The organism is Bacillus sp. YKCMOAS1 (assembly GCF_030268125.1).
In the GTDB taxonomy this organism is placed as follows: Bacteria; Bacillota; Bacilli; order Bacillales; family Bacillaceae; genus Bacillus; species Bacillus safensis.
This window is the reverse complement of the sequence record NZ_BSEI01000002.1, coordinates 290,529-313,891: the sequence shown is the minus strand read 5'-3', so window position 1 is coordinate 313,891 and position 23,363 is coordinate 290,529. Positions and strand designations below refer to the sequence as shown.

The 23,363-nt window shown below is 42.8% G+C and carries 23 protein-coding genes; 12 read left to right on the top strand and 11 right to left on the bottom strand.

Annotated elements, in window-relative coordinates; all coding sequences use genetic code 11:
• Positions 1 to 143: 143 nt before the first annotated feature.
• Positions 144 to 899, bottom strand: coding sequence for a Cof-type HAD-IIB family hydrolase (locus QSJ46_RS06385; protein WP_024425552.1), 756 nt, complete (start codon positions 897 to 899; stop codon positions 144 to 146).
• Positions 900 to 1,026: 127 nt separating this feature from the next.
• Entirely contained in the window at positions 1,027 to 1,293 is a 267-nt protein-coding gene (locus tag QSJ46_RS06380) for an excalibur calcium-binding domain-containing protein (protein WP_080967217.1), read from the bottom strand.
• Between the two features lie 184 nt (positions 1,294 to 1,477).
• Between QSJ46_RS06380 and QSJ46_RS06375 the strand changes: the two genes are divergently transcribed.
• From QSJ46_RS06375 to QSJ46_RS06365, 3 genes are read left to right on the top strand one after another with little or no spacing between them, the layout of a single operon-like run.
• The gene (locus tag QSJ46_RS06375) at positions 1,478 to 1,855 is read left to right on the top strand and encodes a VOC family protein (RefSeq protein WP_106025686.1); all 378 of its coding nucleotides are present in this window, start codon (positions 1,478 to 1,480) and stop codon (positions 1,853 to 1,855) included.
• A 25-nt stretch (positions 1,856 to 1,880) separates the two neighbouring features.
• Positions 1,881 to 2,174 carry a DUF5316 family protein gene (locus QSJ46_RS06370; RefSeq protein WP_039176570.1) on the top strand — a complete coding sequence of 98 codons (294 nt, stop codon included), beginning with the start codon at positions 1,881 to 1,883 and terminating at the stop codon, positions 2,172 to 2,174.
• A gap of 25 nt (positions 2,175 to 2,199) precedes the next feature.
• The gene (locus QSJ46_RS06365; RefSeq protein WP_039176568.1) at positions 2,200 to 2,433 is read left to right on the top strand and encodes a DUF2651 family protein; all 234 of its coding nucleotides are present in this window, start codon (positions 2,200 to 2,202) and stop codon (positions 2,431 to 2,433) included.
• Between the two features lie 31 nt (positions 2,434 to 2,464).
• On the opposite strand, the gene QSJ46_RS06360 is transcribed toward QSJ46_RS06365, so the two are convergent.
• The 5 genes from QSJ46_RS06360 to QSJ46_RS06340 all read right to left on the bottom strand — a co-directional run bounded on the left by QSJ46_RS06360 (position 2,465) and on the right by QSJ46_RS06340 (position 8,017).
• Positions 2,465 to 2,857 carry a RidA family protein gene (locus QSJ46_RS06360; protein ID WP_285604478.1) on the bottom strand — a complete coding sequence of 131 codons (393 nt, stop codon included), beginning with the start codon at positions 2,855 to 2,857 and terminating at the stop codon, positions 2,465 to 2,467.
• Positions 2,858 to 3,072: 215 nt separating this feature from the next.
• Entirely contained in the window at positions 3,073 to 4,821 is a 1,749-nt protein-coding gene (locus QSJ46_RS06355) for a methyl-accepting chemotaxis protein (protein WP_047203813.1), read from the bottom strand.
• A gap of 101 nt (positions 4,822 to 4,922) precedes the next feature.
• Positions 4,923 to 6,044, bottom strand: coding sequence for a mannitol-1-phosphate 5-dehydrogenase (locus QSJ46_RS06350; RefSeq protein ID WP_285604477.1), 1,122 nt, complete (start codon positions 6,042 to 6,044; stop codon positions 4,923 to 4,925).
• Position 6,045: 1 nt separating this feature from the next.
• Positions 6,046 to 6,480, bottom strand: coding sequence for a PTS mannitol transporter subunit IIA (locus QSJ46_RS06345; RefSeq protein WP_008347215.1), 435 nt, complete (start codon positions 6,478 to 6,480; stop codon positions 6,046 to 6,048).
• A 94-nt stretch (positions 6,481 to 6,574) separates the two neighbouring features.
• On the bottom strand, positions 6,575 to 8,017 hold the full coding sequence (locus tag QSJ46_RS06340) for a PTS mannitol transporter subunit IIBC (RefSeq protein WP_285604476.1): 1,443 nt from the start codon (positions 8,015 to 8,017) through the stop codon (positions 6,575 to 6,577).
• A 507-nt stretch (positions 8,018 to 8,524) separates the two neighbouring features.
• Here QSJ46_RS06340 and QSJ46_RS06335 point away from each other — a divergent pair.
• The 3 genes from QSJ46_RS06335 (at position 8,525) to QSJ46_RS06325 (ending at position 11,780) form a co-directional block, all read left to right on the top strand.
• Positions 8,525 to 10,159 (top strand): copper resistance CopC/CopD family protein, encoded by a 1,635-nt coding sequence (locus tag QSJ46_RS06335; RefSeq protein WP_107164130.1) that lies wholly within the window; start codon positions 8,525 to 8,527, stop codon positions 10,157 to 10,159.
• Between the two features lie 16 nt (positions 10,160 to 10,175).
• Positions 10,176 to 10,790: a YcnI family copper-binding membrane protein gene (locus tag QSJ46_RS06330; RefSeq protein WP_041089100.1), complete on the top strand. Its 615-nt coding sequence runs from the start codon at positions 10,176 to 10,178 to the stop codon at positions 10,788 to 10,790.
• A gap of 393 nt (positions 10,791 to 11,183) precedes the next feature.
• Positions 11,184 to 11,780: an NAD(P)H-dependent oxidoreductase gene (locus tag QSJ46_RS06325; RefSeq protein WP_047202686.1), complete on the top strand. Its 597-nt coding sequence runs from the start codon at positions 11,184 to 11,186 to the stop codon at positions 11,778 to 11,780.
• A 44-nt stretch (positions 11,781 to 11,824) separates the two neighbouring features.
• Here the strand turns inward: QSJ46_RS06325 and QSJ46_RS06320 are convergent, their stop codons facing one another.
• Genes QSJ46_RS06320 through gabT form a run of 3 tightly spaced genes read right to left on the bottom strand, consistent with a single transcriptional unit; the run spans position 11,825 to position 15,920 of the window.
• On the bottom strand, positions 11,825 to 13,219 hold the full coding sequence (locus QSJ46_RS06320) for an NAD-dependent succinate-semialdehyde dehydrogenase (protein WP_285604475.1): 1,395 nt from the start codon (positions 13,217 to 13,219) through the stop codon (positions 11,825 to 11,827).
• Positions 13,194 to 14,582 carry an APC family permease gene (locus QSJ46_RS06315; protein ID WP_047202688.1) on the bottom strand — a complete coding sequence of 463 codons (1,389 nt, stop codon included), beginning with the start codon at positions 14,580 to 14,582 and terminating at the stop codon, positions 13,194 to 13,196. Before QSJ46_RS06315 ends, QSJ46_RS06320 begins: the two co-directional genes overlap by 26 nt.
• Positions 14,583 to 14,603: 21 nt before the next feature.
• Positions 14,604 to 15,920, bottom strand: a complete 1,317-nt coding sequence (gene gabT, locus QSJ46_RS06310) for a 4-aminobutyrate--2-oxoglutarate transaminase (RefSeq protein ID WP_212040461.1) — start codon at positions 15,918 to 15,920, stop codon at positions 14,604 to 14,606.
• 109 nt (positions 15,921 to 16,029) lie between these two features.
• Here gabT and gabR point away from each other — a divergent pair, with 109 nt between their 5' ends.
• Complete coding sequence (gene gabR / locus QSJ46_RS06305) at positions 16,030 to 17,454, top strand: MocR-like transcriptional regulator GabR (protein ID WP_047202690.1); 1,425 nt, start codon at positions 16,030 to 16,032, stop codon at positions 17,452 to 17,454.
• Positions 17,455 to 17,485: 31 nt separating this feature from the next.
• Here the strand turns inward: gabR and QSJ46_RS06300 are convergent, their stop codons facing one another.
• Complete coding sequence (locus QSJ46_RS06300) at positions 17,486 to 17,797, bottom strand: ArsR/SmtB family transcription factor (RefSeq protein ID WP_047202727.1); 312 nt, start codon at positions 17,795 to 17,797, stop codon at positions 17,486 to 17,488.
• Between the two features lie 137 nt (positions 17,798 to 17,934).
• Here QSJ46_RS06300 and QSJ46_RS06295 point away from each other — a divergent pair, with 137 nt between their 5' ends.
• From QSJ46_RS06295 to QSJ46_RS06275, 5 genes are all read left to right on the top strand, one after another.
• Positions 17,935 to 18,312 carry a hypothetical protein gene (locus QSJ46_RS06295; protein ID WP_224930251.1) on the top strand — a complete coding sequence of 126 codons (378 nt, stop codon included), beginning with the start codon at positions 17,935 to 17,937 and terminating at the stop codon, positions 18,310 to 18,312.
• Between the two features lie 138 nt (positions 18,313 to 18,450).
• Complete coding sequence (locus tag QSJ46_RS06290) at positions 18,451 to 19,317, top strand: TetR/AcrR family transcriptional regulator (RefSeq protein WP_228285979.1); 867 nt, start codon at positions 18,451 to 18,453, stop codon at positions 19,315 to 19,317.
• A 16-nt stretch (positions 19,318 to 19,333) separates the two neighbouring features.
• The gene (locus QSJ46_RS06285; RefSeq protein WP_144464113.1) at positions 19,334 to 20,767 is read left to right on the top strand and encodes an MDR family MFS transporter; all 1,434 of its coding nucleotides are present in this window, start codon (positions 19,334 to 19,336) and stop codon (positions 20,765 to 20,767) included.
• Between the two features lie 174 nt (positions 20,768 to 20,941).
• Positions 20,942 to 22,318 carry an aspartate kinase gene (locus QSJ46_RS06280; protein WP_285604474.1) on the top strand — a complete coding sequence of 459 codons (1,377 nt, stop codon included), beginning with the start codon at positions 20,942 to 20,944 and terminating at the stop codon, positions 22,316 to 22,318.
• A gap of 163 nt (positions 22,319 to 22,481) precedes the next feature.
• Entirely contained in the window at positions 22,482 to 23,327 is an 846-nt protein-coding gene (locus tag QSJ46_RS06275) for a GAF domain-containing protein (protein WP_039176521.1), read from the top strand.
• Positions 23,328 to 23,363: the final 36 nt, after the last annotated feature.

Below are 23,363 nucleotides of genomic sequence, written 5' to 3'. Positions count from 1 at the left end.
TCCGAATATTCGAATTTATATTGATTATACCAACTTTGCATAGACTGCACATGAAATTGGCAGAAAACATAACAATCGAACTAGGAGAAAACAAAAAAAGCGAGAGGCAAAGTCCTCTCACTTTTTCTTGTATGAAATGCACCCTATTTAGACAGCACCCAATGTTGGATGGCTTTTGCCACGCCGTGTTCTGTATTAGGCGCTGTAATCCAATCAGCGGCCTCTTTCACTACTTCCTGCGCATTTCCCATGGCAATGCCTAATCCGGCCTCTTGAATCATCGCCATATCATTGAGACTGTCGCCAAGTGACATGACGTTATCCATCGTACAGCCAATGCGTTCTGCTACTTTTGCAAGAGCTGCCGCTTTGTTAATGCCGGCTGCATTGACTTCGATATTCGTTGGACTTGAGTTTGTGATTTCTAGATGCTTATTTGTTTTCAATGTATTGAGGACTTCCTCACGAACGTCATCATCATGAATATCAAAGCCAAATTTCAGCCATTCATGGTCATGAATTCGTTCTGGGAATTCACCTCTCCACACCTTATCCACAGTCGAAGCCCAGTAATCGGTTTCGTACCTATTTTTTAAATCCCACATCATTTGGACGTGATCAGGATGCAGCAGATCTCGTTCGATCAGCTGGAAGTTTGAATCCCAGATCTCACTTCCGTTTGCTGTCACAAGGTAAGAAGATAACTTGAGCGGCTCAACCAGCTCTCGGCATGTCATCAGTGTCCGTCCTGTACTAATGACTACATGGACCCCTTTTGCTTCAGCTTCTTTAATCGCTTGTTTATTTTCCTCTGGAATGATGTGCTCACTGTTTAACAGCGTGCCATCCATATCAATGGCAATCAATCGGATGTCTTTCTTATGAGCTTGTGTTGACAAATTGAGTACCCCACTTTGTATCGATTTTTGAAACTATCTTTATTTTAATATAAAGATGAAGCTGGCACAAAGGGACGAGTTTGATCCCATAGAAAAAAGACCTTGTGACAGGTCTTTTCACAGGTGCTTAGCGTTCACATGCAATGCCGTCTTTATCACGGTCAAGCCGCATATTTTTTTGATAAAGTGCTTTTGATACATAAGGCTTGTACTTTGTTTTTCCGCCTTTGTTTTTCGAGTTTTTGCTTTTTGCTACGCCGCCTTTATATACTTTGTTCAGCGCTTTGCAGTTTTTGTACTTCACTGTCTTTGCATCTGCTGTGTGGGTGTCGACTTGTGTAAAGCTTAGTAAAAGACCTAAAGACAAGACAGCTACCATGATTTTTTTCAACATGTAAAATCCCCCTATTTTTTCTAATTTTACATTTTTATCATATGTCACCACTTTTTGTTTTTCAAGACTATTGAGCTAATTATTTTGATTTTTTTGGCACGAAATACACCTTATATCCTATATGGTACAATGAGTGGGAAACCTTTCCGTTTTTGACACGTATATGAAGAGAGGAGTTTTTCACATGAAAATGAAATATACCATTCTATATGTAAACGATGTTGAGGCAAGTATTCATTTCTATCAACATGTTCTTGGTTTCCCTATAAAATTGAGGGTTGAATCTTATGTTGAGTTTGACACTGGAGACGTGACGTTATCGATTAATTCACGCCAGGATGTCAAAGAGGCACTCGGATTGCCTGTCCCAGAAGCAAATCAAGCGTCTCAAACGTTTGAGATTGGCTTTGTTGTGGATGATGTGGATCAAACAATTGCTTCAATGAAAGATAAAGGGGTTCCGATCATCAAGGAACCTGCAAAAAAACCATGGGGTCAAACAGTCGCTTATGTGTCTGATCCTGATGGTCATTTCATTGAAATATGTGATTCGATCTCCTAATTGTTTTTGAAGGGAGTGAACCAAAATGAGAAAAAAACATGCTTTTTTCGTCGGTGTTTGCTCAATGATTGTGATTTGCAGCGCCGCTATCCTGTTGCAGCACCTTGAATGGATTGGGTTTGTCAGCGGCGGAATCTCTATTATTGGGGTCGTGATGTCTGGGGTGCTAATGGGTGCATGGACAAGTGGAGAAGAGACACGAGCAGCCTATCATTCTGAAACAAAAGAACACCGCTTGTGGCGCCTTGATACGGCTTTTCTTGTGATCATTTTTGCACTTCCGCACATGGCTGCGTCGGTCTTTTATGTTTTGATGTAAACACTTGTTAAAAGGAGTTAGTCGTATGGCTGTTTTTATTTTATTCATTGTATTTGGCTTTCCTATTATCTCTGTGCTGATTGGTATTTTCGGTACGCTCCTTTTGAAGAATGTTTGGATGCCTACTTTGATTGTGCTGTTAGCGAGCATGATCTTCATGTTCACCTATATTGGCGGGAATGAATCTTTTCTCATTTGGGTTATTGTCTATACCGTCTTTACATTCTTTGCTGGATGGATTACAAAGCGGCTCAAGTAAAAAAGAACAGCATCGCTGTTCTTTTTTGAAATCATATATCCGCACACCATAGTTCAATTTCAATTTTTAGCTCAGGCCATCCTAAAGCTGATACATAAGCAACCGTCATTGATGGGTAAGCTGTTTTGAAGATCGTATCCCACTGAGGATATAGATGATCCCAGTCGATTTCTTCTGTTGCCCATATATTGACCTTGATCACATGTTCTTCATTCAATCCTTCTGATTCAAGGATTTTTTTGATATTTTCAAACGTATTCGTTACTTGGTCGTTTAAGCTTGATGGGTTCTGCCCATCTATATCTGTCCCTACCTGACCCGATGTAACAAATAATCCCGCACCCTTTGGCACCCTTGTAATATGACTGTAGTTACCAACAGGTTTCGGCATACTTTCTGGGTTTTTTCTCGTGATTTTTTCCATGTTATGTCCCTCACTCACGTTTATTTTTCTGCTAGTTTCTTCGTTTTGTAGACAGACTTCACCAATTTCTATCTACCTTCAAAGAAAACAGCAGTAGAGTATCCATAGCCACAAGGTAAGAACATCAATATCTTCTTTTTCATGACTGAAACACTCCTTTTGTTTGCGTGAGCAAGGTTTTGATTAACTTCATAGTACCACATAGTCAAAATGAATTATAGACGATAACGCGCAATGTCCTGATTCAATCGCATGCTAAGTTCATTGAGTCTTTCTGCTGCTTTTGCCACATTAGAGATGGCTGTCACTTGTTCGTCTGTGGATGCAGTGATTTCTTCGATCGCCGCTGCGTTTTCTTGAGAAACATGTGCTGCGCCGTGCATGGCTTTTGTGATAAGGTCGTTTTGCTCCAGCAGTGTATTCAGCTCTTTTGCCATCGCGTTTGTTTCAACGATGGTTTGTGAAATCAATGTAGAGATGGCATTGAATTCGTGTTCTGTTGCATGCACCGCTTCATCTAGCTCGGCAAAACGATCCATTGTGTTAGACATGATACCAGCTGTTGTTGTCGTTTCTTCTTTAATGCCTTGAATCATTTGCTGAATTTGAACGGCTGATTGTTTTGTCTGCTCAGCTAAATTCCGCACTTCACTCGCCACAACTGAGAAGCCTTTGCCGTGCTCTCCTGCACGTGCTGCTTCAATGCTGGCATTCAGTGCCAGTAAATTGGTCTCATTTGAAATGCTTTCAATCGTATCTGTGATTTGAGAGATATCTTGTACTTTTGTACTTAACTGCTCAATTCCTGCTCTAATGCCTTGAGACGCCTGAATTGATTGTTCATTCGATTGTTTTAATTGCTGTACGATTTGCTGGCCCTGCTGTGATGATTGACTCGATTGATCGGAAATCCGTTTAATTTGATCACTCTGTTCTTTCACATTCTCAATAGATTGATTAAACTGGGTCATTTGTTGATTGGCTACTTCAAGATCAGATGCTTGATGAAGTGTTCCAGTCGAAATGTCTCCGATGGCTCGTCCAATTTCTTCACTGCTGGCTGAGGTTTCTTCAGATATCGCCGATAAATCTGTCGCTGATTCCACAAGCTGACTGCTTGTTTCCTGTAAACCGCTCACCAGTGTTCTGAGCTCGCCTGACATATGGTTAAAGCCTTTTGCCAGCTGTCCGATTTCATCCGTTGTTTCCTTTAAGCTCGTGCGCTCAATATTCCCCGCTGCAATCTCCTTTGAAGCAGCAGTGACTTGCTTGAGCAGTCTGACTTTTCCTCTGGCAGCTAAATAAAAGACGCCTAAACTCAGAAGGGCGACACCCGCTGTAATGAGAATAATATAGAGCTTCATCTGCTCTAATTCTTTATAAAATTCGTCCTGGAAGACAGCGATGCCTACACTCCAATTCCACGGTGTAAACTGGCTCATATAGGCAAGCTTTTCCTTTTCTTCGCCGGTTGCATCGTCCTTATCCATATAGGTCACATAGTGTGCATCCTCATCTTTTGCATTGGCACCGGCGACCATTTTTTGACGATTGGTCGTGTTATCTGGAATGACGCCGATGTCGTTGACCGGATGGACCTGGGTTGAGTAGTCAGTGCCATATGCGATCAGATAGCCTTTATTTTTATAGATAAAATCTGATTTTTGAGATTGGTATCCCTTCCCGTTGTCATTTTTGGGTCCGCTCAAGTAAAGGCGGGCCTGTTCTTGCGCCTGCTCAAGCGTCAGTTCTTTTTTCTCCACACGGTCATTCAACTGTTCAAGTGTGGCCATTGCTCCGCTGACGATGTGCTTTAAATCTGCTTTCCCTGCATCAATTAATACATGTTTCGCTAACAAATATCCCGTTGTTCCAACAAGTCCGCCTGTTAAAATCGTGATCACGATAATGGCAGACATTAATTGAAAAAATACACTTTTTGAAGCAAGCGCTTTCTTTTTCATAAACAAATTCCCCCTTACTTTATATATCGTCAAGCTGGGGAAAGTATTAAAAAAAGCCATAGAAAAAAATCCCTTTCGCACGTTGGAAAGGGATGTTCAAATTATCGAGTTGCTTCTTTAATAATGGCTTGATAAAGATCCTCTGTTGGCGAGAGTCCACATACCTCTTCCAGCACACCTTCAATGCCTTTTTCTTTTCGTAATGCCTGCAGACGAACAGCTTCTTCATCTTCAGTAAAGTCGTAAGCCAAAGCTGCCACGATGCCTTTAACTAAATACTGTGGCTGTTTGATCTTTTTCGCTGGACCGATTAAACGATCATCTGCTCCGAGCTTTCTGAGTGGAGAGCGTGCGACACGCGTGACTTCATCAGAGATAAAGGCATTTTCAAATCGTTTAATGATTTTTTGAATATACGCATCATGTTCTTCTTTTTGAAAGCCATATGTGTCGATTAAATAACTGCCTGTTTCGTGAAGTGCACCTTCGACCACTTGACGAATCTCTTGTGTATCGACAGCTTCTTTAATCGTTTGCACACCTTTCTCGTACCCGACATAAGCAGCTAGTGCATGTCCTGTGTTGACAGTAAAGAGTTTACGTTCAATAAATGGCGTCAAATCTTGTACAAAGGTCGCTCCGTCAATTTGAGGAACGTCTCCAATAAAGCCTGTCTCATCAATCACCCACTCGAAAAATGGCTCGACTGATACTTTCAATATGTCCTCATGGTGCTGAATTGGGACAATGCGATCAACCGCAGCGTTTGGAAAACCTATTGTTTGTGACAGCGCTTCTTGTTCATCAGCTGTTAAATGAGAGACAACGGCTTTCTTTAAATGAGAGCTGCCGCCAATCATATTTTCACATGCCACAATGTTGATGATATGATCAGGCTTTTTCTGTTTTAAACCTTCAGCAATCGACGAAGCAATGATGTTCAAAACGGCTGGTCCAACAGCTGTTGTAATGAGATCAGCTGTTGCAATCGCCTCTATTAAAGCAGCTGGATCTTTTGCGGAATTGATGGCTGACACAGGACCGACTACTTCTTGCTGCTGCCCTGGTGCTGCGAGTTCAACCGTGTATTCTCCTTTTTCATTCAGCTCGTTGATAACCGCTTCATTTACATCGGTAAAAACGAGCTCAAATCCTGATGCTTTTAACAAAGATCCGATAAACCCTCTGCCAATATTTCCTGCTCCAAAATGAAGTGCCTTCATGTTAGTTCACCTCGTTAAAGATGGCGATCAGTTCATCCTGATCCTTTGCATGAATGATACGCTCTACGTTTTCTTCTTCTGAACAGACAATCGCAATTTGAGAAAGAATATCGAGATGTTCATTGTTTTTACCAGCGATGCCAAATACGACTTTGGCAACATTTCCTTCGCCGTATTCAACGCCGTCTGGAATTTGGATAATGGAAATCCCTGAATGAAGGACAGCCGCTTTCGCATCCTCTGTTCCATGAGGAATGGCAATTCCGTTGCCCATAAATGTAGAAGAAATATTTTCTCTTTCAAACATTTTGTCCACATAATCACTTGTGACATAACCGTTTGCCACTAAGACTTCGCCTGCTTTTTTAATGGCTTCTTCTTTAGAGCCCGCTTGTTCGTTTAGAAAAATATTGTCTTTTGAAAGTACTTGTTTCATGAAAGATCACACACCTTTTTTAGAATGGAAAATCAGAAAACAACCAAAACGGGGAGTTCAATTAGAAAAATTGGACTCAACCCGTTTCGTCATGTTATTTTTTCAATTTCTCAATCAGCTCATCGTATTTCGGACTGTTTAAGAAATTATCAACTGAAATATGCACAGCTCCTGGCAGTTTTGCCTTCGCTCTATCTGTTAAATCTTTATGAGTGAAGACTACATCGGCATCATCTGGAATGTTGCTGATGGATGTATTTGTCACATCAATATCAAGCTCTGCCTTTTTGACTTTATTCTTTAAAACGGATGCGCCCATCGCACTTGAGCCCATTCCTGCATCACAGGCAAAGATGATTTTGTTCACGTCATCTGGATTGATCTCATCTGGAGATGCTGCTTGTTCATTTGCTTCAGCACCTTCTTTTTGTGTTGTAAGAGCAGCTGCTGCTGCACTTTTCTTGCCTTTCATGTCTTGCATTTTTTCTGTTGCTGCTGTTAAGTCTTCATCCACTGCTTTAGACGCTTTCAAAATGACAGAAGCGACAAGGAATGATACGACCGCTGCCACGACAACACCTGCTAGAACGGCAAGATGGCCGCCTTTTGGTGACATGAGCATAAGAGCGATGATACTTCCTGGTGACGGTACAGCCTTTAGGCCCGCATTTAACAGTGTAAAAGTTAGAACGCCGCTTGCTCCCCCAGCAATTACCGCTAAAATGAGCTTTGGCTTCATTAAGATGTATGGGAAGTAAATCTCATGGATTCCCCCTAAGAATTGAATGACAATCGCACCCGGTGCAGACTGTTTTGCAGTCCCTTTTCCAAAGAACATGTAGGCTAGAAGAACACCTAGACCTGGTCCTGGGTTTGTTTCAAGCAAGAACAGAACGGACTGGCCTGTCTTCGCCGCTTGCTCCACCCCTAATGGACCTAAAATCCCTTGGTTAATCGCATTGTTTAAGAACAATACTTTCGCTGGTTCAATGAAGATACTTGCCAGCGGCAGTAAGTGTGCATTGACAATGATATCTACACCTGCCGCAAGGGCTTTATTCAGACCTAGTACCACTGGGCCGATGGCGTAGAAAGCAATGGCGACTAAAATGGCACCTAGAATACCTGCACTAAAATTATTAATCAGCATTTCAAAACCTGATCTGATTCGGTCTTTAAACAGCTGGTCAATTTTCTTAATGAGATAACCGCCAAGCGGTCCCATGATCATCGCACCTAAAAACATTGGGATGTCCGAACCGACAATAACCCCAATCGTAGCGGTGGCACCGAGTACCCCGCCTCGATGGTCATATACGAGCTTACCGCCTGTGTAACCGATTAAGAGCGGCAGCAAGTAGTTGATCATTGGACCAACGAGTGTATTTAATTGTTCATTTGGAAAATAACCACTTGGAATGAACAATGCAGTGATGAGTCCCCAAGCGATAAACGCTCCAATATTCGGCATGATCATACCGCTTAAATAGCTTCCAAAGCGCTGTACTTTTACGCGAAATCCGCTTTTTTCCTGCATCTATGAAAACTCCTTTCTTCTCTCCCTTTATTTAGGGCTTTATAGGTCAAAAGATATAAGAACAAGATTCAGTGAAGCCCTTATGCCTATCGTAAAACGCTTTCACTTTCTCATCAATTGAAACTAAATGCCACTTTGTCACATCGTGTGTGACAAAATTGAAAAATGATGTGAATTCTCTGTCAGATCTCAACATATAATGGGTGGAAAGCTTGATATGCCGTTGTTTTCACGCAAAATTCATGGGAATTTCACAACTTTCAAATGGTCACTTCTTGTTTCCTCTTCTTAAATCGAATAGGCTTATAATTGATCAAACCTATTCAATTAAGAAATGTCTGCGCAGACATGACACAGAAAAAGTGAACCATCTTGCTATTTGTTTCGTTTACCTTTTAGAGAGGGCGGTACAATAGAAGGAGCGGTTTTTTCTGTGACTCACAGTTTACTGCCGCTTTCTTTCTGATACATGAGACATTTTCATAGGTAGAAAGGCGGTTATTTACCTTGTTTAAAAATAGTCAGTGGCTTCTGCTTCTTATGGTCATGTTCGCTTTTTTCATTCCAAAGGAAGCATTTGCTCACGCATACGTCGTGAGCTCGAACCCAGCGGCAAATGAAGAGCTGGATCAGCAGCCCCCTTCAGTCTCGATCACATTTAGTGAAGGAATTGAAAGCGGGTTTCATGCCATTAAGGTGCTAAATGCAAAAGGTGATCGTGTGGATAAAGGAGATACGGTCATTAAAGATCAAAAGATCATGGAAGCGGCTTTAAAAAAGAATTTACCTAAAGGGATTTACACCATTCAGTGGAATGCGGTATCAGCGGATGGACACTCTGTCTCTGGCATGATTCCGTTTAGTATTGGAAAAGCGGCTGGCGGTTTTGACCAATTAGAGCAAGGTCAGACGGATGAATCCATTGATGTGGCTTCAACTATTGATAAAGCCTTTCTTTATACGTCATTCAGCTTATTCCTTGGCACCATTTTGTTTGGACTGCTTTGGTTCAGGGCAGCGATTTCACCTGTATTGGCGAAACGAATGAAGCGGCTTTTGACATTGTCATTGATCATGATGGGCGGAGCACTTGTGTTCCAGCTGCCGATTCAGACAAAATCAGCGGCAGACGTGTCCTTTTTTGGGGCATTTCAGCCTTCGCTTTTACAAGAAACGATTGCGTCCACTTCTGGCGGTAGTCTGTGGATGATGCTTATGGCATCATTTGTATTTCTCACCATCTGGACGATTGTGGCGGTGAGAAAAGGGGACTTCTCTTCTTTTCGTGTTTGGCTGTTTCCACTGCTTCTCTTCACAGTGCTGCTTTGGTTGAAAGCACAAATCGGGCATCCAGCCGCAACAGACAATAAAATACTCACAACATCACTTGATTTCATCCATCTCGTCTCTGCTTCGATTTGGGTTGGTGGTTTAACAGCCATTGTCCTTCTATTGATGAAGAAACTGCCAAATGAAGATGAGCCGCTCATACGGAATACGCTCGCAGCATTTCATCCTTGGGCACTGCTCTCTGTTGGACTTATTGTGTTTTCAGGATTTGTGAATGCCATCTTTATTTTGCAATCGTTTGACGCTCTTTTCCAATCAGCATACGGACGTACCTTTTTAATCAAGCTTGGTTTATTTATCATCATGGGCCTGCTTGGGCTTATGCATTACTTGATGCTGAGATGGGAAAAAAAGCAGAAACGCAGCGTTTCCTTACGAGCTGAATGGATGATCGGGATCGCCATTTTGTTATTAACGGCTGTCTTTACTAATATACCGAGCCCTCCTCCGCCTGCACCTGAGCCTTTCTTTGGCGCAAATCAGGTCGAGCATCGTGACATTGTGTCCTTGAGCATTACCCCGAATGCCCCGGGGAAAAACTCATTCGAGGTGGCATTTACAAAGAAGAATGGCGAAACGATCACTGATATTCAATCTGTGACAGCCAAGATTCATAAGGTGGCTTTATTCGGTGATGAGACACCAAGTGAATTTCAGCTGAAACGATTAAAAAATGGTCATTTCTCTGCTGAAAATCTCTTATTAAATGAAAAAGGCACATGGAAAATTGAAATCCATGCGTTAACTGGTTCTTTTAAGAATATCGATACCACCTTTATTAGAAGAAACTAAAAGGAGTTCATCACATATGAAAAAATACGTTAAAGCTTTATTACCAATGCTTCTCGCTTCATTTTTATTGGCGATTCCTGTGAGTGCGCACGTAACAGTCAAGCCTGATACGTCTGCGACAAATGCTTGGGAGACCTATACATTAAAGGTTCCTTCTGAAAGTGACAGTCCAACGACTAAGGTTGTCGTGACAATTCCTAAAGGCGTAGAATTCCAGCAATATGAGCCTGTACCTGGCTGGAAAACGTCAACTGAAGAGAAAGATGGCAAGGTGACAAGAGTGACTTGGGAAGCAACCGGTAAAGGTGTGCTTGCTGGACAATTTCAGCAATTCGTTTTTGTAGCGAAAAACCCTGAAAAAGCTGGTGAAGCTGCATGGGATGCGTATCAATATTATAAGGATGGAACGGTCGTTGAATGGACTGGTGATAAAGATGCTGATAAACCTCATTCCATCACAAACATTGTCGCTTCTAATACCGTAACGGATTCACATGGTCAAGAAAAACCAAAAGAAGAAAAGGCCTCTGAAACAGCCTCTGCTTCTTCCTCACCACTTGTCCTTGGTCTGTCCATTGCTGCTCTAGTCGTGGCGCTGATTGCACTTGGACTTGCTTTTAGAAAAAAATAAAAGCTGTATGAGCGATCGGTTTTCAGAAACGATCGCTTATATTGTTGACAAAGGGCTAAAATGATCTTTATTTTAGCCCTTTGTCTTCTTTTCAGCGTGATAGAAAACCTTTGTAGTCTAGGAAGGACGAGTACCGGAGCGGAGCGAATTTGACATTCGTGAGCACCGGCACGCAGGACTGACAAAGAATGCGAGGGTTTGTCTACACGCTGAGCGATCGTTTTCATAGAAACGATCGCTTTTTCTTCCTTTACACATGTACGAATCTCACTGTTTACTTTTATTAAAAATCAATTATTTTCCATTTTCCCAACTTGTTATTACCAATATAGGATTGAATAGGATAAATCCACATGCCATAATGAGACAGATGACCACATAGGAGGCTATGAGATGAACCATGTAATCATTTTTGCTCATCCCCAGCAAAGCTTAAATCAAACCTTATTAGATCTTGTTGTGAGCACTCTATTGAACAATGGTCATAAAGTGACTGTTCGTGATGTCTATGCCCTAGGTTTTTCGCCAGAGCTCACCATTGCAGAAAAGGCTGCGATCAAATGCGGTGATGTCCCGATCGCCATTCAAAGAGAGCAGAAGCTGATTCAGCAAGCGGATGTGCTGACGTTTATTTTTCCAATATGGTGGACAGGCTTGCCGGCTATGCTAAAAGGGTATGTAGAGCGCGTCTTTTCTGAGGGTTTTGCTTATCAGAAGAATGAGCATGGAGTGATTGAAAATTTACTTCAGCACAAAAAAGGGGTCATCATCAACACGCACGATGCCCCGAGGAATTTTCTTGATTCCAATATGAGCTTCTCCTCCTCTCATCACATGACAACGGATACTGAAGTCTTCAATTTTATTGGCGTTCAGCCTGTCGAACGTCTTTTGTTCAGCAGCATGGAGCAGGCATCTGCAGATTACATACATGAAATTCTGAAAGAAACGAAAGAAACGGTGGACCAGCTTTTCCCGCCGGCTGTATAACATAAAAAAGACTGCTGAGATTCCTCAGACAGTCTTTTTCACGTTTATTCGTCTAAACCAATAGATACATATTTTGTTTCTAAATATGGTTCTATTCCTTCGATTCCGCCTTCTCGCCCTATTCCGCTCTCTTTCATACCGCCGAACGGTGCTTGGACAGCTGATGGACCGCCATCATTCCAGCCAATAATTCCATAATCGAGATGTTCGGAAATGTAGAGCCCGTTCCGATAATTTTCTGTAAAGAAATAAGCTGCAAGGCCAAAAGGTGTATCGTTGGCTAATTCAATTGCCTCATCTAACGTTTGGAATGTCGTAATCGGCGCCACTGGACCAAAGGTCTCTTCATGCATAATGTTCATGGAAGTGTCCACATGTGTAAGAACCGTTGGCTGGACAAAATAATATGATTTGTCATCGTCGAAATGCGTATCGCCGCCAACAAGAACTTTCGCCCCTTTATCCACTGCATCTTGAATTTGGCCGACAATTTTATCAAAGCCGCGCTTGTTGATAATTGGACCGATAGATGTGCCTTCTTCAAAGCCATTTCCCACTTTCAGCTTTTCTACTTCTTTGCTGAAGCTTTGCGCAAATGCTTCATGAATGTCTTCATGCACAATTAAGCGGTTGGCACAGACGCAGGTTTGTCCTGCATTACGGAACTTAGACGCCACTGCTTGTTTGACAGCTAGTTCAAGATTTGCGTCCTTGTCTACGATAAGCGGGGCATGGCCGCCAAGCTCCATTGATACATGCTTCACTGTACTCGCACTGTTTTTGATCAAATGCTTTCCGACGGGCGTTGAGCCTGTAAACGTGATTTTTCGAATCAATGGACTATCTGTGAAGATTTCACCCACTTCTTTGCCATCTCCGACAACCCATTGCAGTGCATCCTCTGGAATGCCGGCTTCATGACCTAATTTCACTAGTTCAATGGCTGTCAGCGGTGTGTCTTCAGCAGGTTTTACAATAAATGTACAGCCTGCTGCAAGCGCTGGAGCTGCCTTTCTCGTAATCATCGCCGCAGGGAAATTCCATGGAGTAATGGCAGCAACAGGACCAACTGGCTGTTTTGTGACGAAAAGGCGTTTGTTCGTCGTATGTGATGGGATGGTTCTGCCGTAGATTCGCTTTGCTTCTTCCGCGTACCATTCAATATAACCAGCCGCATAGACGATTTCTCCTAATGCTTCTTGATACGGCTTTCCGTTTTCTTCTGTGATGATTTTCGCAAGCCTTTCTTTATGCTCAATCATCAGATCAAACCACTTGCGAATGATATTGGCACGTTCATGTGCTGACGTTTTGGCCCATGTTTTAAATGCTTTGTGTGAGCGGGAAATTGCGTCTTCGATCTGTTCTTTTGTATGCTGAGCAACTGAAGCAATTTCTTCTCCTGTTGCAGGATTATACACTTTGAGTTCGTTTGTCATGCTCTACCGTCTCCTTCGTTCTTGGATTCATTACATATAGTATATACCCAATGAGTACCCAACCTAAAAGCAAAATCCATTCAGCTGGCCATGATAAGGAGGCCGGCATTCCTGGAAAGTAAAATGAAAGAAAAAGAAGACTCAGTCCAATGGCTAGAACGCCTGTCGTCCGCCAATATTTAATGCGGTATGGACGCTCAAGCTCGGGTTCTATTTTGCGAAGTCTCATAAAGGCGATGGAAACAATTAAGTACCCGACGATGATTCCGACACCGCCCGCATTCACAATCCACACGAGGGCAGGACGGCCTAATAATGGAGCAAAAAAGGCCAATGCCCCAAGAAACAAAATCGCATTTGTCGGTGTTTTATACTTTGGATGAATATACGCAAACCATTTGGAAATCATGCCTCTTTCCGCCATGGCATATAGAATACGGCTTGCCCCGATGATAAAAGCGTTCCAGCTTGTCACAATCCCTGCTACACCGCCAATAACCAGCACTGTTCCAAATGCTTGATGACCGAGAAGCTGAACCATGGCATCTGCTGTCGCTAATGAAGAGGCTTCAAGCTGTCCTTTTGACATTCCAGCAGCTACCCCAAAGACAATAAGCAGATAAAAAACGACCGCGCTTACGATAGAAATAATCAAGATTCTCCCAATGATTTTCTTTGGTGCATGAATTTCCGCTGCTACTTGTGGAATGACATCAAACCCAACGAATAAAAAGGGAATCATGACTAATACCGCCATGAGACCGCCAACCCCGCCTTGAAACATCGGCTCAAGGTTTGCAAAATCTCCATTAAATGTTGCGCCGCCTAAAAGGAGAAAACCTGTCAGAATAATTGCCACAGTGAACACGGACTGGAAAATGGCGGCAGGCTTAGCCCCAATGTAATTCAGTGCTGTTAAAAACAATGCACCGCCAGATCCAATCAATACCCACGTGAAATACACGTCCCATCCCCCAATATTCCATAGAAAGCCAACATGCTGTGTTGGAATCACATAATCAATGACGGTCGGCAAGGCGACAGCTTCAAACGTAATCACAGACACATAACCAAACAATACGCCCCATGCTGAGACGAACGCTGCTTTCATCCCAAATGCCCGTTGGACAAAGACGAGCCCTCCGCCTGTCTCTGGAATCGCAGATGAAAGCTCGGCATACGTGAGTCCAATAAAGATCACGAGAATGCCTCCTATCACAAAGGCAATCACACTGCCTAAAAAGCCAGCTGTTAAAATCCAATCTCCCGAAAGTACAACCCAGCCCCAGCCAAGCATTGCACCAATGGACAAAAACAGCACGTCTGACTGCGACATCGTTTTTGCCATTTGTTGTTTTTGCATACAACCATCCCCCTTTGTTGTTTAGCGTGCTTTGAAGGCTTCCTCGATGATCCCTAGTCCCTCGTGAAGCAGCTCATCTGTGATGACAAGTGGTGTTAAAAAGCGAATAATATTCCCATTAATCCCTGCCGTTAATAGAAGCAGCCCGTGATCGTTTGCATATGCTGCAATCGCTGCGGCTGTTTTCTTATCCGGTGTACGTGTTGTTTGATCTTCCACAATTTCAATCGCCGCCATTGCCCCTAATCGGCGGACTTCCCCAATGAACGGATACTTTGTTCTCCAATCATTTGCTTTGTCCTCAATGACTTGTCCAATTTGTTCAGATCGTTGATTCAATTGTTCTGTTTCAATGATATCAAGAACAGCCATTGCTGCTACACAACCTAACGGACTTCCTGCATATGTTCCCCCGAGCTCCCCTGGATCTGCCGCATCAAGCATTTCTTTTCTGCCAACGACACCACTAAGCGGCAACCCCGCAGCAAGAGATTTTGACACAGTAATTAAGTCCGGCACCACATCAAAGTGCTCAATCGCAAAGTATTTCCCTGTTCTCGCAAAACCGGTTTGGATTTCATCTGCAACAAAGACAATCCCGTGCTGCTGACAGAATGATGCAACATGCTGAACGAAACGCTTCGATGGCACAATGAATCCGCCCTCCCCTTGGACTGGTTCCATGACCACACAAGCAACGGTTTCTGGTGCAACGGCTGCGACGAAGAATTGATTGAATTGATCAATGATGTACTCATCGTACGCGGCATCACTTAATCCTTCAGGCTTTTGATAGTAATAAGGGTACGGTGCTTGGTACACCTCAGATGCGAATGGTCCGAAGCCAAATTTATATGGCTTGACCTTGCTCGTCATGCTCATTGTCATATTCGTTCTGCCGTGAAAACCTCTTGTAAACGACACAACGGCCTGTCTTTTCGTATATTTACGGGCAATTTTCACGGCATTTTCAACAGCTTCTGCACCTGAATTAAGGAAAATGGCTTTCTTATCATGGTCTCCTGGTGTGAGGCGGCAAAGCTTCTCTGCCAATTCGATATACGATTCATACATCATCACGTTAAAACCTGGATGAATCAGGCTCTCTGCCTGTGCTTTGACCGCTTCCACCACCTTTGGATGTGAATGTCCTACGTTTAATGTGCCAATGGCGCCTGCAAAATCGATAAATCGCTTCCCATCAATATCGAACAGCTCGGCTCCTTTCCCCTTCGCTGCAAGATGACGGTTGCCATTACTCACGCCTCTTGCGACGTATTGATCTCTTTTCCCCTGCCATTCTTCAGTTGAAAAACGGTTTGTTGTCGTTTGACTCATTGTCATCCATCCCCTTTATATCCTTTTTTATTATTCTGAATATTTTTTGGTATGATAGAAAGTACCAATATCATTTTTTTCATGGTATCAGAGAGGATGGAATGGTGAGATGCTGACAATTCAACTAGATCAAACAGGGCAAAACGGATATATTTATCATCAAATTTATATGAAAATCAAAGAAGAAATCTTAAATCGCAACCTGCAGCCACACGATCAATTACCGTCCAAACGAGAGTTAGCCGATACATTAAACGTCAGCGTTAATTCAGTGAATGGCGCCTATCAGCAGCTGCTTGCCGAGGGGTATTTATATTCGGTTGAACGCAAAGGTTTTTTCGTGGAGTCACTAGAAACGTTTCACGAATCTGGTCAGCTAAAACCCTCTTCTCTTCCTGTAGATTTAAAGGAAGAATCGATTGCACGAGACGACTGGTATTCTTTTTCACATATCTCAGTCGATACAGCGAACTTTCCATTTAAAAGCTGGCTGAAAAGCGAACAAAAGGCGATCCATCTCCACCAAGATGCCTTCGGTGAGCTTCCGCATCCACAAGGTGTGTATGAGCTCAGGGAAACGATTGCCAGGCTGATAGGACTTGCGCGAGGAGTCAAATGCTATCCAGAACAGCTTATTTTAAGTGCAGGCACACAGTCACTGATTCATTCGTTATCAAGCATTCTTCCAGCCGATCAAGTATACGGGCTAGAAAACCCTGGCTACCGCCGGCTCTATCAAATGCTGAAAAACAATCATCATCAAATTGAAACGATTGGCATTGATCAAAAAGGTGTGCGGATGAGCGACATTCATAAGAAACAGCCGAATGTGTTGATCATTACCCCTTCACATCAATTTCCAACAGGGGTGATTATGCCAATTTCCCGGCGCATTCAGCTGTTAAACTGGGCAGCTGATCAGCCAGACCGTTACATCATTGAGGATGATTATGACAGTGAATTTAAATATGGCACAGACAGCATTCCAGCGCTGCAAAGTCTCGATCGATATGACAAAGTCATTTATATGGGCACCTTTTCAAAATCATTGCTGCCGGGCTTGCGGCTAAGCTATATGGTGCTCCCTCAGCATTTATTAAGACGCTATAAGGAAGAACAGCATTTTTTCATTCAAACTGCTAATCTTTTTACACAATACACCCTTCTTCATTTTATAAAAGATGGGGCGTATCAACGGCATATTAAACGAATGAATGGTTTATATGAGGAAAAACGGAAGCAGCTCATTGAAGAGCTCAATATGGTTTTTGCTGACAATGTACGGATTATTGGAGAAAATGCTGGGCTTCATTTTATCGCAGAGTTCCGTTCAAACCGGACGCAGCATGAGATTTTACAGCGAGCGAAAGAAAGGAAGCTGAAAATGTACGGAATGGATCGGTTTACCCTTGATGAGCAATTGCCGGGGCATCAACCAGGCTTTGTTCCGCTCGTCCTCGGCTTCTCGCATATGAGGCGAGAGGATATTCAGCCGGCAGTGAAACGGCTGTATGACGCCATTTTCGGGAAATAAAACAGCCAGCTGTTCTTCATAGACAGCTGGCTTACCACCGCTTTTTATCTACAGCTAGAATCGATGACATGAGTCCAGGAAAAGCGGTGTCGATGTCTTCTTTTCTTAAAGAATAGTAACGGTGCTTCCCGTCAATTCTCACTTTCACGACGCCTGCCTCCCTCAGCACTTTGAAGTGATGGGAAAGCGTGGATTTGGCAATATTCATCTCATACGTGCCGCATGTCCTCTCCCCCGCTTCTGCCAAGCAGCGGACAATTTCTAACCGGATTGGATCAGCCAATGCGTGCAGCACAGAAATCAGTCTCATATCTTCTTTGTTTGGATGGTTTGGATTCGTCATACGATAAATGTATCGTATTTTGTGCCAACATACAATCTCATTCACCTAAAACTCATGAACTGACTAGGCATGTAACGATTTAACTTCATTCACGTCCATTACTTAAGAAACGCTGTATTGAAGGGAAGGAACCTTTTTTGATACGTAACATATGGTTTAGTTTATTGCTCTTGCTGCTCACGTTTTCCTTATGCGCCTGCCAGTCAGTCCAATATCATTCCCAGTCAAAACCACCTAGTGCGGAAGAGTTATTAGCTATGGATCAGCAGGCAGATTTATTTCAATGGGAAGGAACCGTGTATGAAACAAATGTAGATTGGACGACATCCTTACACGTCACAAAACATCAGCAAGTAGGTGTCATTCAGAAAACAGCCGCCAAAAATTTTGAACATGGTACAGCTTCTAGGCTGCAGAAAGGGACCGCTATTTACTCTGTGAAGGAGAGAGAAGACCTTTTGATCGTTGAACTTCACGGCAAAACAAAAATATATGTCGCACATGCGGAAGGATAAAGTACCTGTCATACAGACGGGTATTTTTTAAGTTCATTTTCTTGTCTTAATGTATTGGTTTTGTTATGATAGCCAAAGTGACCACTCGGTTTCCATTGTGACCATATGGTTTTGCCGATTCGGAAAGGACTTAAGAAGATGAACGAAAAGCAAGAAGAGATTTTGCGGGTTTCGAAGAAATTGTTTTCTCAAAAAGGCTATATGAGTGTCTCCATGCAGTCAATTGCCGATGCCTGTAAAATATCCAAAGCGTCTATTTATAAACTGTTTGATTCAAAGGAAGCTCTTCTATTAGAACTGATTAAATACAATCAGCGCAAAATGAGAGAGATTTCCCGCATCATTCATTCAGAAACGACGCTGTCCAAAAAGGAAAAATTCACAAAGAAGATTAAGCTTGAGCTTGAAGAGTTTAAAGAGAATCATAAATTTTTGAACATGCTGTCCTTTGAAGCTTTTTCTCAGCATTCGCCCATTGTCATTAAGCATTTACGTGAAACACGCTCCATTATCATGCAGCGGCACAGAGACATTATTTTAAGTACATATGGTGAATCTGTCGCTCCATATGTCTGGGATTTAGTGATTGTTCTCAATGGATTAATGAGAGAATTCATCTTAATGCTGGCGATTGAGCAAAAAAACATCCAATTAGAAATTGCTGCCGAAATGATCATCGGTGTAATGGATCGTGTATCGAAAAAGCCTTGTTCCATTGAACCTGTGTTAACAGACGAGCTGATGAACTCTTATTTGCTTTCTTCACAGGACGAATATGACGAAGAAAAACTTGTAAATTCGTACTTAACAAAGATCAAACAAGAGCTTCACTCATGGCCAAACGGAGAAGAAAAAGATGATCTCCTCTCTGCGTATGAGCTGCTCAATCAGGAATTATCAAAGGACCAACCGAGAACCTTTTTAATCAGCTCACTGCTCGATTATTTAGGCAAAAACAGCGTTTTATCACAAAACGTGTCACAGCTGAAAAGCATCATTTTATAGATAAAGAAGGGATAACATGAACCAATCAACAACATCTTACAATCGATCTGTGATTGTTGGGATTTTTCTCGTTGGGGCATTCGTCGCGATATTAAACCAAACGCTTCTTATTCCAGCGATCCCACATATCATGGAGGACTTCAATATTGAGGTCAGCAAAGGACAGTGGCTTACAACAGCCTTTATGCTGACAAACGGGATTCTCATCCCGATTACGGCTTTCTTAATTGAGAAATTTTCGAGCCGTTCTTTAGTTTTAACGGCACTTAGCATCTTTACAGCCGGTACAATTCTTGCTTCATTTGCTACGAATTTCCCGGTGTTACTTGCAGCGCGTATCGTACAGGCAGCCGGTGCAGGGATTTTAATGCCGCTGATGCAAACGATCTTTTTAACCATTTTCCCAAAAGAAAAACGCGGGCAGGCAATGGGCATGGTCGGACTTGTCATTTCGTTCGCACCAGCGCTTGGACCAACACTTGGCGGCTGGATTGTCGATTCCTTCAGCTGGAAGGCCTTGTTCTATATTGTTCTACCAATCGGTATCATCGACCTTATTCTTGCTTTCTTCTTAATGAAAAATGTCACACAGCAGCGAGAGACACGTATTGATGTCTTATCTGTCATCTTGTCGTCCTTCGGTTTCGGCGGGCTGCTTTACGGATTTTCTAGTGTCGGCACGTATGGATGGACGAGTGCGACTGTTCTCATTTCACTGATTGTCGGCGCCGTGAGCTTGTTCTTCTTTATCCTGCGCCAGTCGAACTTAACAAGACCGATGCTTGAGTTTGGCGTATTTAAATTTGCGATCTTTAGCTTAACAACCTTCCTTGGAATGCTTGTCTTTGCTTTATTAATTGGTACAGAGACAATTCTGCCGCTTTATACGCAGAATGTCAGAGGGCTGTCTGCACTTGATACAGGGCTGATCTTATTGCCAGGTGCTCTCTTTATGGGATTCCTGTCACCAATTATCGGACGGATTTTTGATAAAGTCGGCGGAAGAGGGCTCGCATTAGGCGGATTTACGATCCTCACCGTTACCACCCTGCCATTTATGCTGCTCACCCTTGATTCATCGATCGCTCTCATTACGGTCGCCTATACGCTTCGCTTAATCGGGGTTGGGATGATCATGATGCCGCTGACAACGGCAGGTATTAACGCATTACCGCCTCATTTGATCCCGCATGGGACAGCGATGAATAACACGATGAGACAAATAGGCGGTTCCATTGGAACGGCTGTGCTTGTTTCCATCATGAGCAGCTCTGCTGCAAATGCAGAATTGGCCAATCCATTAAAATCAGCCGTTCATGGAATGAATACGTCATTTTTCATTTCTGGTCTGATTGCGGTCATTGGACTCATCCTCTCCTTTTTCTTAAAGGCAAAACGTGATAACAAAGTGATGAAGCAGGAGATATCTTCCTCCTCCTCTTCTTCATAAGAAAAAGAGCTCGGCATATGGCCGGCTCTTTTTTCATATCATCATACAACATCGTCCTCTCTGTAAATACATTTGTATTTCTAGTAAAGAAAAACCTTGATAATTTAAGGAAAAGAGTTGATAATAGGAACTATTCAATTTGTGAGAAAATTTTTACTATAGGAGATGTATGCATTGAAGGTCGTGAAATTTGGTGGCAGTTCACTTGCATCTGGCAAGCAGCTGCAAAAGGTATTTGACATTGTAACAGCAGATCCAGCTCGAAAAGCAGTCGTTGTTTCCGCACCAGGAAAACGGCATTCAACGGATACGAAGGTCACCGATCTATTAATTAGCTGTGGTGAACAATATTTACGTTTAGGCGAAGCACATGACTTACAGGATGCCGTCATCGAGCGGTATGCCTCTATTGCAGATGAACTTGGATTAGGTCAAGACATTATCGACACCATCAGGCAAGATCTAGACGCATTATTACAGGCTGATTCATCTCGCCCTGAGTGCTATCTTGATGCCATCAAAGCAAGCGGCGAAGACAATAATGCAAAGCTCATTGCTGCCTATTTCCGCCACCAGGGTGTGGAAGCTCATTATGTGAATCCAAAGGAAGCTGGTTTGTTTGTGAGCGATGAGCCTGGCCAAGCGCAAGTCCTCCCGGAATCATATGATCATCTGTACAAATTAAGAGAGCGGTCTGGCATCATTATATTCCCTGGCTTTTTTGGCTTTAGTTTAGCGGGCGATATCGTCACCTTTTCGCGAAGCGGCTCCGATATTACCGGTTCCATTTTGGCGAACGGTCTAAAGGCAGATGTGTATGAAAACTTTACAGATGTGGATGCTGTCTATGCTGTCAATCCAACGATCGTTCATGAACCGAAAGAGATTACAGAACTGACATACCGGGAAATGCGCGAGCTGTCTTATGCTGGTTTTTCTGTGTTCCATGATGAAGCACTTATTCCGGCCTTCCGTGCAGGCATTCCAGTTCAGATTAAAAACACCAATAACCCGTCGGCAAAGGGTACAAAAATCGTGAATCAGCGGGATCATACAAATGGACCGGTTGTTGGAATCGCCTCAGACAATGGATTTTGTAGCATTTACATTAGTAAATATTTGATGAACAGAGAAGTCGGTTTTGGACGTAAGGTGCTGCAAACACTAGAGGAATATGGGCTTACGTATGAGCATGTTCCTTCTGGCATTGACGATATGACCATTATTTTACGGCAGGATCAGCTGGAGGAGCAGCATATTGAAGAAGAGCTGCTAGACCGCTTAAAGCTCGTGCTTGATGCAGATGAGGTCGTTTTAGAGCGGAATCTCTCGCTGATTATGGTTGTAGGAGAAGCGATGCGTCATAATGTTGGCACAACAGCAAGAGCGGCAAAGGCACTGTCAAAAGCGAAGGTCAATATTGAAATGATCAATCAAGGTTCTTCAGAGGTCAGCATGATGTTTGGCGTCAAAGCGGCTCAAGAAAAAGAAGCTGTTCATGCCTTATATGAGGAATTTTTCTCTATGTCTACTGTCCCTGTCTCCCTTTAATCAGCAGGCTGCCAGATCTTAGGATCCGGCAGTCTTTTTTCCTCTCCCGCTTCGGGTTCTCTGCGCATTAAAGTGTATCTATTTCTCGTTTGATTTTGTATGATAGAGACAAATCAACTATCCGTTCCGACCTATGATCGGAGCTACAAGGAGTCCTAAAACAATGCCTCGTCAACAACTATTAAAACAGTTTCGCAATTTTCATGATGCTTCTACTAGTATTTTAAACATGATGAGTCAATTCATTGGTGTGAATACACTGTTTATCGCTAAAAATGATCAAAACACCAATCAAATTGTAAAAGTGTTAAATCATGACGAGCAGCTTCTTGAAGAAGGGGAAGAACTTCCTTATGAAAAGACATTTTGCAAGCTGGCGGTCGACCATCAGGCTACACTTGTGATCCCTGACATTTCGAAAGATGACCGTTTTAAATACTTAGAGGTCACGAAAAATCTTCAAGGCGGCTCGTTCATTGGGGTTCCCATTGATTTCACAGATGGGACGAACTACGGAACGATTTGCGGACTTGATGTGAGACCAAATCATTTCACAGAAGAGCATGTGTATATGTTTGAAACGATGGCTTCTTTATTAAGCTACGTTCTCGAGCTAGACCGTGCCAACAGGCAGATTCAGCAATTGTCTGTACCGATCGTACCAGTTGTTGACGGTGTCGCCGTGCTTCCTCTGCTTGGTGATATTGAAGAGACACGTGCTCAGCATATTTTGGAAACCATTTTACAGGAAAGCTACAGGCTGTCGCTCTCTCATTTGGTTATTGATGTATCGGGAACAAAAAGCCTGAATGAACAGAGCATTCAATATTTGGTCAGCTACGCACAAACGCTGAGACTTTTAGGAATTTCGGCAGTTTTAACAGGCATTAAACAAGACCTTGCTTTAAGTGCGATTCAGTCCAATATATCGTTTAAAGACATCACCATCCGAAAAGATTTACCGCAGGCACTTGCTCATATTGGGTTAACGTTTACCAAAAATGAATAAGTGGTGATTCACCAAAAAGGGCTAAAATGAACTTCA